Source organism: Pantoea sp. Acro-807 (assembly GCF_011752675.1).
GTDB classification, from domain to species: domain Bacteria; phylum Pseudomonadota; class Gammaproteobacteria; order Enterobacterales; family Enterobacteriaceae; genus Pantoea; species Pantoea eucrina.
Genome location: NZ_VWXE01000003.1, coordinates 26,959 through 38,978, shown reverse-complemented (window position 1 = coordinate 38,978; position 12,020 = coordinate 26,959). Strand labels below are relative to the sequence as shown.

Annotated in this window: 10 protein-coding genes; 5 read left to right on the top strand and 5 right to left on the bottom strand. The window is 57.1% G+C overall.

Annotated features, from left to right (window positions below; all coding sequences use genetic code 11):
* Positions 1 to 6: 6 nt before the first annotated feature.
* Both asd and mscM read left to right on the top strand, forming a co-directional pair.
* The gene (asd, locus tag F3J39_RS08960; RefSeq protein ID WP_094111853.1) at positions 7 to 903 is read left to right on the top strand and encodes an archaetidylserine decarboxylase; all 897 of its coding nucleotides are present in this window, start codon (positions 7 to 9) and stop codon (positions 901 to 903) included.
* A gap of 16 nt (positions 904 to 919) precedes the next feature.
* Positions 920 to 4,255 carry a miniconductance mechanosensitive channel MscM gene (mscM, locus tag F3J39_RS08955; RefSeq protein ID WP_071669169.1) on the top strand — a complete coding sequence of 1,112 codons (3,336 nt, stop codon included), beginning with the start codon at positions 920 to 922 and terminating at the stop codon, positions 4,253 to 4,255.
* Between the two features lie 47 nt (positions 4,256 to 4,302).
* On the opposite strand, the gene mdh is transcribed toward mscM, so the two are convergent.
* On the bottom strand, positions 4,303 to 5,241 hold the full coding sequence (gene mdh / locus F3J39_RS08950; protein WP_039380662.1) for a malate dehydrogenase: 939 nt from the start codon (positions 5,239 to 5,241) through the stop codon (positions 4,303 to 4,305).
* Between the two features lie 419 nt (positions 5,242 to 5,660).
* Between mdh and argR the strand changes: the two genes are divergently transcribed.
* The 3 genes from argR to yhcN (F3J39_RS08935) all read left to right on the top strand — a co-directional run bounded on the left by argR (position 5,661) and on the right by yhcN (F3J39_RS08935) (position 7,220).
* Positions 5,661 to 6,131 (top strand): transcriptional regulator ArgR, encoded by a 471-nt coding sequence (gene argR / locus F3J39_RS08945; protein WP_039380667.1) that lies wholly within the window; start codon positions 5,661 to 5,663, stop codon positions 6,129 to 6,131.
* Between the two features lie 465 nt (positions 6,132 to 6,596).
* Positions 6,597 to 6,860 (top strand): peroxide/acid stress response protein YhcN, encoded by a 264-nt coding sequence (gene yhcN, locus F3J39_RS08940; RefSeq protein WP_039380669.1) that lies wholly within the window; start codon positions 6,597 to 6,599, stop codon positions 6,858 to 6,860.
* A gap of 93 nt (positions 6,861 to 6,953) precedes the next feature.
* Positions 6,954 to 7,220, top strand: a complete 267-nt coding sequence (gene yhcN, locus F3J39_RS08935; protein WP_039380672.1) for a peroxide/acid stress response protein YhcN — start codon at positions 6,954 to 6,956, stop codon at positions 7,218 to 7,220.
* 60 nt (positions 7,221 to 7,280) lie between these two features.
* Here yhcN (F3J39_RS08935) and F3J39_RS08930 read toward each other — a convergent pair whose 3' ends face one another.
* The 4 genes from F3J39_RS08930 to aaeA form a co-directional block, all read right to left on the bottom strand.
* On the bottom strand, positions 7,281 to 7,550 hold the full coding sequence (locus F3J39_RS08930; RefSeq protein WP_094111849.1) for a hypothetical protein: 270 nt from the start codon (positions 7,548 to 7,550) through the stop codon (positions 7,281 to 7,283).
* A 14-nt stretch (positions 7,551 to 7,564) separates the two neighbouring features.
* The gene (locus F3J39_RS08925) at positions 7,565 to 9,019 is read right to left on the bottom strand and encodes an NAD-dependent succinate-semialdehyde dehydrogenase (protein ID WP_104085375.1); all 1,455 of its coding nucleotides are present in this window, start codon (positions 9,017 to 9,019) and stop codon (positions 7,565 to 7,567) included.
* Positions 9,020 to 9,124: 105 nt separating this feature from the next.
* Positions 9,125 to 11,077, bottom strand: coding sequence for a p-hydroxybenzoic acid efflux pump subunit AaeB (gene aaeB / locus F3J39_RS08920; protein ID WP_094111847.1), 1,953 nt, complete (start codon positions 11,075 to 11,077; stop codon positions 9,125 to 9,127).
* 11 nt (positions 11,078 to 11,088) lie between these two features.
* Positions 11,089 to 12,018 carry a p-hydroxybenzoic acid efflux pump subunit AaeA gene (gene aaeA, locus F3J39_RS08915; protein WP_039380683.1) on the bottom strand — a complete coding sequence of 310 codons (930 nt, stop codon included), beginning with the start codon at positions 12,016 to 12,018 and terminating at the stop codon, positions 11,089 to 11,091.
* Positions 12,019 to 12,020: the final 2 nt, after the last annotated feature.

The window sequence follows — 12,020 nt, the reverse complement described above, 5'->3', positions numbered from 1 at the left end:
GCAACGGTGTTTGATCGTTTTAAACTCGGCCTGAATCATATTCTGCCCAAGAAGGCGCTGACCGAACTCGCCGGCTGGGGCGCCAGTCGCCGCGGTGGCTGGCTGACCAAAGCGGTCATTGATGCTTTCGTCTGGTTCTATAAAGTTGACATGGCGGAAGCCAGTAAGCCACATACCGGCAGCTATCGCACGTTCAACGATTTCTTTGTCCGCCCGCTGAAAGAGGGTGCCCGCCCTGTCGATCCTGACGCCTCGCTGCTGGCGCTGCCGTGTGATGGCGCGATCAGCCAGCTGGGCCGCATCACCGGCGATCAGATTTTTCAGGCGAAAGGACACTACTATACGCTGCAGGCGCTGCTGGCAGGTAACGACGAGCTGGCAGAGAAGTTTATTGATGGGGAGTTCGTTACCACTTATCTTGCCCCGCGCGACTACCACCGCGTGCATATGCCCTGCAACGGCATTCTGCGTGAAATGATCTACGTGCCGGGCGACCTCTACTCCGTTAACCCGCTCACGGCGCGCAATATTCCTAATCTGTTTGCGCGTAATGAGCGCGTTATCTGCGTATTTGATACCGATCACGGCCCGATGGTGCAGATTCTGGTGGGTGCCACTATCGTCGGCAGTATTGAAACTGTCTGGGCAGGAACCGTGACGCCGCCGCGTGAAGGTGTGATCAAACGCTGGCGCTATCCTTCTGCCGAACATGATGGTGCGGTCGTGCTGCTGAAAGGTCAGGAAATGGGCCGTTTCAAGCTGGGTTCAACCGTGATCAACCTGTTCGCTCCTGACCGGGTAAAACTGGCGGAAAGCCTGGAGGCGGAAAGTAAAACGCGTCTCGGCCAGCCGCTGGCTATTGCACTGCCGCAGTCTGGCGACAGCGCCCCGCTGACTCAATAATCAGAGACCTGCTCCCGTGCGCGCTTTCCTTGTTCTACTGCTGAGCCTCGTGCTCAGCAGCCCTCTCTGTGCCGCCTCCCTCCCCTCCACTACGCAGCTGCAGCAGGAGCTGGATGAGGCGAAATCCGCTAAAAACAGTCCTGCACAAACCGAACAGGTGCAGGCGCTGGAAGCGGCCATCAATTTTCTCTCTGAACGCAGCGACTCGCTGGAGCGGGCGAAGCAGTATCAGCAGGTGATCGATGATTTTCCCCGGCTGGCACGCGAACTGCGCCAGCAGATCGCCACGCTGAACGAGACCAGCAAACCCGTACGCAGCAACATGAGCAATGCGGAACTGGATCAGGAAATACTCCAGGTCAGCAGCCAGCTGCTGGAAGAGGGACGGCAGGCGCAGCAGGAGCAGGACCGCGCACGTGAAATCAGCGACTCGCTGGCGCAGCTGCCGCAGCAGCAGACTGATGCGCGCCGTGCCATGACGGAGAATGAGCGTCGCGCGCAGGGCATTTCAAACAACGCGTCACCCCTTGCCCAGGCGCAGGTGTATGCCCGTCAGGCGGAAAGCGCAGCGAGCAAAGCCCGGGTGGATGAGCTGGAGCTGGCGCAGCTTTCAGCCAATAACCGTCAGGAGCTGGCCCGCATGCGGGCAGAAGTGCATCAGCGGAAAGCCACGCAGCTGGATAACTATCTGCAGGCGCTGCGCAGCCAGCTGAACAATCAGCGTCAGCGCGAGGCGGAACTGGCGCTGGAGCGCACGGAGCAGCTGGCGGAAAACAGCGGCGATCTGCCGCCCACCATTAGCGAGCAGCTGCGTATTAATCGTCAGCTCTCTGCCGATCTGAATCAGCAGGCGCAGCGTATGGATCTGGTCGCCTCCCAGCAGCGTCTGGCAACTAATCAGACGCTGCAGGTGCGCCAGGCGCTGAGCACGCTGCGCGAGCAGTCACAGTGGCTGGGCGCCTCTAATTTGCTGGGTGAAGCGCTGCGCGCGCAGGTAGCCCGTCTGCCCGATATGCCAAAAGCACAGCAGATCGATAGCGAAATGGGCGAGCTGCGGGTACAGCGGCTGCACTATGAGTCACTGCTCGAGCGTCAGCAGACATTGCGTAAAGAGAAGCAGGAAGATGGCACGCCTTATACCAGCGAACAGAGCCGGATCCTGGACGCGCAGCTGCGCACCCAGCGTGAACTGCTTAATTCGCTGATCTCCGGCTGCGATACGCTGATTCTGGAGATCACTAAGCTGCGGGTGTCAAACACGCAGCTGCAGGATGCGCTCAGCGAAGTTAAAGAGGCGACGCATCGTTACCTCTTCTGGACGGCAGATGTCAGTCCGGTGGGCCTGAAGTATCCCCTTGAGGTAGCAAGCGCCCTCACCCGCCTGCTGTCGCTGGATACGCTGGGTCAGATGGGCAAAGCGCTGGCCATGATGTTTACCAGTCGTGAAACGGTGCTGCCGATTATGGGTGCCGTGCTGCTGGTGGGTTTCAGCATCAGCTCACGCCGCCACTACAACGCGTTTATGGCGCGCGCCGCCAGCCGCGTGGGCAAAGTGACACAGGATCGCTTCAGCCTGACGCTACGGACGGTATTCTGGTCCATTCTGGTGGCGCTGCCGCTGCCGGTGCTCTGGGCGGCACTGGGGTATGGCCTGCAGCATGCGTGGCCCTATCCGTTTGCCGTGGCGATAGGGGATGGCATTACCGCCACGCTGCCTCTGCTGTGGGCGTTTATGATCAGCGCCGCCTTTGCCCGTCACGACGGCCTGTTTGTCGTGCATTTTCGCTGGCCGCAGACGCGGGTGGCGCGCGCCATGCGCTACTATTCGCTGACGGTTGGGCTGATTGTACCGCTGATCATGCTGCTGATCGCCTTTGGCAATCTGGAAGATCCGCAGTTTTCCGCGACGCTGGGACGACTCTGTTTTGTGCTGATTTGCGGTGCACTGAGCATTGTCACGGTCAGCCTGAAGCGCGCCGGTATTCCGCTTTATCTTGATAAAGAGGGCAGCGGTGATAATTTTGTCAATCGCATCCTGTGGAACCTGATGATCGCCATTCCGCTGGTGGCCGCTTTTGCATCCTGCATCGGCTATCTGGCAACCGCCCAGGCGCTGCTGGCTCGCCTGGAAACCTCAGTCTGTATCTGGTTCTTCCTGCTGGTGATTTATCACATTATTCGCCGCTGGATGCTGATTCAGCGCCGACGCATTGCGTTCGATCGCGCCCGCCAGCGTCGCGCTGATATGCTGGCCAATCGCGCCCGCAGTGAAGAAGAAAAAGAGCAGCAGAGCGCCACCAATACTGACACCATTGAAATCGATGAGCCGGTGATTGACCTCGATGCCATCAGTGCGCAGTCGCTGCGGCTGGTGCGCTCTATCCTGACGCTGATTGCACTGGTATCGGTGATCCTGCTCTGGTCGGAAATCCACTCCGCGTTTAGCTTCCTCGATAACATTCCGCTCTGGGATGCCAGTACCACGGTTCAGGGCGTTGAGAGCGTGCAGCCTATCACGCTGGGCGCGGTGCTTATCGCCATTCTGGTGCTGATCATCACCACGCAGCTGGTCCGCAATATGCCTGCGCTGCTGGAGCTGGCGCTGCTGCAGCATCTCAGCCTCGCGCCGGGTACCGGCTACGCCATTACAACGCTGACCAAATATGCGCTGATGCTGATGGGGGGCCTGATAGGCTTCTCAATGATTGGCGTGGAGTGGTCAAAGCTGCAGTGGCTGGTCGCTGCACTGGGTCTTGGGCTCGGATTTGGCCTGCAGGAGATTTTTGCCAACTTTATCTCCGGCCTGATTATCCTGTTTGAAAAACCGATCCGCATCGGCGATACCGTCACCATTCGCGATCTTACCGGCAGCATTACGCGTATTAACACCCGCGCGACCACCATTACCGACTGGGACCGGAAAGAGATTATCGTGCCCAATAAAGCGTTTATTACCGAGCAGTTTGTGAACTGGTCTTTGTCAGATTCCGTTACGCGTGTGGTGCTGACGATACCGGCGCCGGCGCGCGTAAACAGTGAAGAAGCCACCACCATACTCAAACAGGCGGCCGAGCGCTGCACCTACGTGCTGGATATGCCGCCGCCGGAAGTTTACCTGGTGGACCTGCAGCAGGGTATTCAGCTGTTTGAGCTGCGCGTGCATGCGGCAGAGATGGGCCATCGCATGCCGCTGCGGCATGAGCTGCATCAGCTCATTCTGCGGGGCTTCGCGGAGCACAATATTGAGATGCCTTTCCCGCCCTTCCAGGTACGTATGGAAACGCTGGGACGCAAAACGCCTGCCGGCAATGGCACGGCGGCGACGCAGACCTTCAAATCTGGCGGACTGTAACAAAAACGCCCGGCTTCAGCCGGGCGTTTCACACTGCGTAACAGGAGTTACTGCTTCACAAACTCTTCACCCTGCGCAATATCTTTTTTCAGCGTCTCCAGCATGCCGTTCAGCGCCTGCTGTTCAAATTCGCTCAGCGTGCCCAGCGGGCGACGTTCGGCAATCCCGTTTTTCCCCAGCAGCAGCGGCTGAGAGAAGAAGCGCGCATATTCACCGTCGCCTTCGACATAGGCGCATTCAACTACATTGGCCTCACCCTGTAGCGCACGGATCAGCGACAGACCAAAGCGTGCGGCGGCCTGCCCCATTGAGAGAGTCGCCGATCCGCCACCCGCTTTGGCTTCTACCACTTCGGTGCCGGCGTTCTGAATACGCTTTGTAAGATCGGCGATCTCCTGCTCGCTGAAGCTGACGCCCGGCACCTGCGACAGCAGCGGCAGAATGGTCACGCCAGAGTGGCCGCCCACGACCGGCACCTCTACTTCTCCTGGCTGTTTACCCTTGAGCGCAGCGACAAAGGTATTAGCACGAATGACATCCAGCGTGGAGACGCCAAACAGTCGGTTTTTATCGTAAACGCCGGCTTTTTTCAGCACCTCTGCGGCGATCGCCACGGTGGTATTAACCGGATTAGTAATGACGCCAATCAGCGCTTTGGGCGCCGTGCTGGCTACCTGCGCGATCAGGTTTCGGACAATGCCCGCGTTAACGTTAAACAAATCCGCGCGATCCATGCCGGGCTTACGCGCTACCCCGGCAGAAATCAGGACCACGTCGGCCCCCTTCAGCGCAGGGGTGGCATCTTCACCGCTGAAACCTTCAACCGTCACAGCGGTAGGGATATGGCTGAGATCGACCGCCACGCCAGGCGTGACCGGTGCAATATCATAGAGAGAGAGGGCGGAACCCGCGGGTAACTGCGTTTTGAGCAGCAGAGCCAGCGCCTGGCCAATACCGCCAGCGGCTCCGAGAACGGCAACTTTCATCCTGAACTCCTTATTAAGATGGGGCAAAGATATGCCAGAAATCCATCAGCTTACGAGTTTAGTCAACATCTCAGGCGATAGCGACATAGCCGTTGCGCACAGGCAGCCTGCTGCTATCTGCTTCCGATACCGCTCTGTTTCAGAAGCGCCTGAATGATCTTATCGCAGCCAGCAGAGATATACGGCTTTGATCGTCGATCTGGTTGTTACCACGTCAATAGTATAACAACTTTGCAACCTCTGCTTTGCGCGTCAGCGCGCGATTTTGGTGCGTAGCCAGTTTCTGCTAGAATGCCCGTCCCGCGCGGACGTATGGCGAAAGTCGCTGCTGACGCATTGCATAAAAATTCATCTAAATGCATAATAATTTATCAGCTGCAGGCTTGTTGCCTGCTGCGCCTCTTATTCATTGGTAGCTTATGCGTAATCCTTCAAAACAAGACGACCTTATCAAGGCATTTAAAGCCTTGCTTAAAGAAGAAAAATTCAGCTCTCAGGGCGAAATCGTGCAGGCGCTGCAGGAAGATGGCTTTGAAAATATCAATCAGTCAAAAGTCTCCCGCATGCTGACAAAGTTTGGCGCGGTGCGCACGCGCAACGCAAAAATGGAGATGGTTTACTGCCTGCCCGCTGAACTGGGCGTCCCTACCGCTACCAGCCCGCTGAAAAACCTGGTGCTGGATATCGATTACAATGAAGCGCTGGTTGTGATTCATACCAGTCCGGGCGCCGCGCAGCTGATTGCCCGCCTGCTCGATTCCCTCGGCAAAGCGGAAGGAATTCTGGGTACTATTGCCGGCGATGACACCATTTTCATCACCCCGGCGCGTGCTTTTACCGTTAAGCAGCTCTATGACGCGGTACTGGTGCTGTTTGAGCAGGAGCTGTAACACTTCTTTGCCGGTGGCCAGCCTGCCGGCACCTTCTGGCGTTCAGATACCTGATGTCCTCTGTTACTTCGCCCCGCCTTTATCGCTAAAGGTTATCAGGCTGGCTGATATAGGTCAGACCTTTAAGCTCCTGTTACTCTCAGCCATATATTCTCCTGCCTGTAACTGCTCTTTCGCCCGTTTTAACTAATTTTCTCGCCAGCGTGCAGCGGCATTGACCATAAACTTTGGCACGAAAAGTTAATTTGACGCAGATCACTGTTTTTGCGAAAAAAAAGCGCTTCACGGATGAAAAATAGCCGATTTTAATAACTTAACGTTATAAAAAGGTGGCATAAGGATAAAGGATAACAACGAAACATTATTAGCGAAGTATTAATTTCCCGCGTGATTAGATCTATACTTCTTTTCGTGACGCAAATCACACTAACTAAAAAGATAAAAATCACAGACGAGGAAAATACCATGAACGTTAAAGCGGCTATCGCCACCCTAAGCATTCTTTCTGCACTCTCATTTGGCGCTTCTGCAGCAGATTCTATTTCTGCCGATCAGGCAGCGAACCTGCAGTCTGCCGGCACCATCAGCGTCAGCGGCGTGGGCGGCTCGCCAATGGATATCCACCAGCAGCTGAATGCGAAAGCCGATGCGCAGGGCGCAAAAGCGTATCGTGTTATCGAGGCTTATAACGACAACACATACCACGCTACAGCTGAACTCTATAAATAACTGTCAACCGGCGTGATACAACGCCGATGCTAATCGACGACCCGCTTACTCTGGTGTAGCTGCAGGTTGTTGATGCTAACGAGGAGATACATCATGAAAATCAAAACAACTCTTGCAACGGCTGGCCTGCTCTCTCTGTTTGCCTTTGGCGCCTCTGCGGCTCAACTGGTTACCAGTGAATCAGCACAAAATTTGCAGCCTGCTGGCAGCACCATCTCAATCAGCGGTACCGGCGGTTCACCAATGGATTATCGCGAACAGCTTTCTCAGAAAGCTGATGCGCAGGGCGCCAGTGCTTACCGCGTCATCGAAGCGCGTACCGGCGACAGCTATCATGTGACCGCCGAACTTTATAAGTAATTCCTCGTCACCCCTGACGAACCCTTTGGCCCCGCTTTGCGGGGCCCTTTTTGGGTTGTATTACTGAGCGGTAAAGCGGAGCTGGCCCTCCAGCTCCTCTTCTGCCTTTTCAAATAGCAGGATCAGTGCGCTATACCGGCGTTTCTGCCCTCTCCCCAGATTAACGAAGACAATTTCCAGCGGCAGCGGAAGCTGTTCACCGGTCATCACCCGCCAGAGATCGTCCGGATCGCGAATAGCGGCCTCGTTCAGCATAAAACGCTCGCCAAACTGACTGTAGAAGTGGGCCTGATCGACGATTTCATCAAAATCGAAACGCTCGGTTCGCATGCTGTATCCTCCTGCTAAGAGAGACCGCCCAGATGCAGCGCTTTGACTTCCAGGTACTCTTCAATACCCAGCACTGAGCCTTCGCGTCCCAGACCTGATTCTTTAATCCCGCCAAACGGCGCCACCTCAGTAGAGACCGCGCACTCATTAATACCGATCATCCCCGCTTCCAGCGCGGCAGCGACGCGGAACACCCGCTGCAGATTCTGCGTATAGAAGTAGGCAGCCAGACCATATTCGGTATCATTCGCCCGCCCGATTACCTCCTCTTCACTGCTGAAGCGGAAGCAGGCCGCAACCGGACCAAATGTCTCCTCCTGCGCCAGCATCATGCTCTCCTGCGCCCCGGCAATAACCGTGGGCTGCCAGAAATTGCCGCCCAGCGCATGCCGTTCGCCACCGGTGACAATTCGGCCACCTTTACGCACCGCATCCTGCACATGCTCTTCAACTTTTTCCAGCGCGGAGGCAGCGATCAGCGGCCCGACGATTACGCCTTCATCCATACCGTTCCCGACTTTGAGCTGCTTAACCGCTTCTGCCAGCTGCGTAACAAAGCGATCGTAAATCTGCTCATGGATATAAAAACGATTCACGCTCACGCAGACCTGACCGGCATTGCGGAATTTATTGGCAATCGCACCCTGTACCGCAGCGTCAATATCCGCATCTTCAAAGACGATATATGGCGCGTTGCCGCCCAGCTCCATGGAGACCTTTTTCATCGTCTCAGCCGCATTGCGCATCAGCGTTTTGCCCACGGCAGTGGAACCGGTAAACGAGATTTTGCGCACCGCGCGTGAGGCCATGATAGCGTCGCTGATCGCCTGGGTATCGCCCGCGACGGCATTGAGCACGCCGTCCGGCACGCCAGCCTGCTGCGCCAGGGCTATCAGGGCAAAGGCGCTGAGCGGTGTATTGTTCGCCGGTTTAATAATCCCGGTGCAGCCTGCGGCCAGCGCCGGCCCAAGCTTACGAGTCAGCATCGCCATCGGGAAATTCCAGGGGGTAATCGCCGCGACCACGCCAACCGGTTCACGCGTGGCCAGAATACGCGAGCCGGGTTTAGCGGGCGGAATAATCTCGCCGTTAGCGCGCTTTGCCTCTTCTGCAAACCACTGAATAAAGCTCGCGGCATACTCTACTTCGCCTTCCGCCTCTTTGACCGGCTTACCCTGCTCGGCGGTCATCAGCTCTGCAAGCCAGCGTTTGTTTTCCACGATCAGCTGATACCAGCGCATCAGGATCCCGGATCGCTCTTTGGCCGTTTTATCCCGCCAGCCGGGGAAAGCGCGCTGCGCGGCAGCGATCGCCTGTTCGGTTTCCGCTTTACCCGCTTTGGCGACGCGGGCAATCACCTCGCCGGTCGCCGGATTGGTTACGTCAAACGTCGCGGAGGCGGCATGCCATTGACCCGCAGCGAAGAAGCCGGTTTTGAAGAGTTCATGTTGCTGCAAAGAAGCGGACATCAGTATTCTCCTGTCAGTATGCATCCGTCAGGAAAGTATAGATGGCAACGCGCAGCCGATTTGTGTCAGCGTGGCATAAACCCGCCGCCGCCCGGGGCGGCAGGCTTAAATCTGGATGAGGGTGTTCTGATATTTGTCCAGCATCTGCGTCAGGCGGGCGACCGGCTCCGTGACGCTGGCAGGGGCACTATAATGCGCCAGCTTCTCCTGATAGCCAGCCAGCTCCTGCAACAGCGTTTTGAACGCGTCGCGTCGCTTATCATCGCTGCTGGCTGAGATAACCCGATCCGCGGTGTGTCGCAGCTGCCGGTGATAAGCGGAGAGCTCCGCATTGACCGGCACTTCTGCATTACGCAGCCGCTGATGACCAATAATCAGCGTCAGGGCGATACGGTATTTATCGATATCGCCCGGAAACAGATTGAGCAGCAGAAAAAGCTGCTGATAAAGCGCCGGCAGATGGTTTTCCCGGCGCCGGGCCTGATTCGTCGTCAGCGCTGCAACAGCAGCATACATCAGGCGATTCAGCAGTTTGCGGCCGGTACGAGCTTTGGATTTATCGCGAATCAGCAAAATCACCATCATGGCGACAAAGCTGCCGATCCACTGCCCCAGCGCGTTATCCAGAAACACGTTGAATTCAAACTTCATCGGGTTATCCAGCACCAGCACATTGATTGTGCCGATCAGCGCGCCCAGCGTGCCAATCTGCCGCCGCTGCACAAAGATACCGCCGACAAAGCCGAGCAGGCCGATGGCGATGCAAAGCAGCAGCGCACTCTGCTGCGTGGCAGGCAGAACCCAGGTGAAGTAGAACAACCCGAGCGGCACGGCGACCGCCATACCGTAAAAGAAATCTTTGGCCATCATCAGCGGATTGGGCATGCGCATCGCCAGTGCGGTGATCACCCCCAGCATGACCATGCAGCCGCTGCCGGAGGTCCAGCCGGTATAGAGCCAGAACAGGGCCCCCAGCGCGGTGGCGACAAAGGTGCGAATACCGTTGATCATCGCATGGTGAGTTTCAGCCGAACGGGCCTGAACGATAATCTCCCGCTGCAGGATGTTCTCTTCAAGGGCGCTGATACGGCTGTTGCATTTAATCCCTTTGATCAGCAGCAGATATTCAGTCGCTGCTCCGGTCCAGCTCGCCAGCGTGACCGGAACCGTTTTGCTGCTGTCGCTGATAACGCGACGCAGCACTTTCATGCGCTTATGCACCTCACCGGCGCTGTTTGCCTCTTTTTCCAGCAGCAGCCGGAACTGCGGCGGAATATAGTCGGGCCGGGAGTTCTGGATAAGAAACGTCTCAGCGGCCTGCGTAATCAGCGTCAGCGACAGCGTATTAAGCATCTTCAGCCGGCGACTGCTGTTCTGCCAGCGAGACGACTCCATCATCAGCTGGCTGCGCATGCCGTTCAGGGCAGTGGTGCGGCGTACCAGCGCGCTCCAGGCTTTATCCACCTCATCTTTATCTTCATGCGCAACGCAGAGCTGCAGCAGTTTATAGTGTGCCACCAGCAGCGCATCCACTTCGGCATCAATCACTTTTTTAATGGAGCGCGGTGAAAACAGCATATCTGCCAGAATCGCACAGAGGATCCCGAGCACAATTTCGCTGCAGCGCTCAACGGCAAACTGGGGGGCGAGCGTCAGCCCGCCGGTTGCGTCAGCGGTTACGACGATAATCAGTGCCGTGTAGCCTGCCAGCCCAAGCGCATAGGAGTTTTCGACTTTGATCAGCGAAGAGAGCCAGACGCAGAAACCGGCCCACATGCAGCACAGCAGCAACATCACGACCGGCGCACGCACGGTGGTGATCATGATAGTCAGCGCAGCGATACAGCCGATAAAGGTGCCGATGATGCGCAACACGCCGCGATAGCGCAGCGCGCCGGAGTAGGGATCGCCGCCGGCAGCAAAGGCGGTACCGCCAGCGACAATACCGGCCGTCATCACCGCCCAGCGCGGCGTTTCCAGATGAAAGTGAAAGCCAATCATCAGCGCGGCCACCAGCGCAAACGTCAGCTTGATCGGGAAACGCAAAAACTCAATCATCACGCCCCCGCTTAACCAAACTCACGCAGGCGATTGAAGAATTGTGCCAGCGGCGAGGCGTTGGTCTGCCGATCCTGCTCACCGGTGATCACCACGGTCGCGGTTGTGCCTGCCGGGAAGCGGTTGCCAGGCTGGGCATCAAGACGGATACGCACCGGCACGCGCTGCGCCAGGCGCACCCACTCCAGATTAGAGTCCACCGTTGCCATACCTTTATTATCAATGCTGCTGCTGCTGTTGGTCACCCCGGCAGCCACGCTGTCCACCGTGCCGCGTAACACGGTATTGCTGCCCAGCGGCGTGACTTCAGCGCGAAAGCCCGGACGCACGCCGCTGAGTTTGGTCTCTTCCATATAAGCCAGCACGTAGAAAGAGTGCTGCTGTACCAGCGCGACCGCCACGGAGCCGCGCGTAATGAACTCACCCTCATAGACATTGAGGTTGGTCACCCAGCCATCAGAGGGGGCTTTGATCGTGGTACGGTCGAGATCGATAACCGCCAGATCGCGGGTAGCGATCGATTTCGCCAGCTGATGTTCACTGGTCTGCAGATCGCTGTTAGCCTGTTCAATCGCCTCACGCGACATCGCGCTGGTACCGAGCTGATTACGGCGTCCCGCCTCGCGGCGTTTTTCACTCACCAGCGCCTGATAGTAGTCCACGTCTGCCTGCGCCTGCGCCAGCGCTTTCTGATAGCGCGGCCGGTCGACGATAAACAGCGTATCGCCCTTTTTCACCAGCTGGTTATCATGTACCGGCACGTCGGTGATCAGACCGGTGACATCAGGTGCGATAGCCACCACATCCGCAGAGAATTTAGCATCGCGTGTCCACGGGGATTCGGTGTAGAACACCCAGGCGCGGAAGACAATCACGACGGCGATGATAACCAGCAGGAGCGTAATCGCGTAACGCGCGATTTTTCTTATGAGCGCTTTCACTT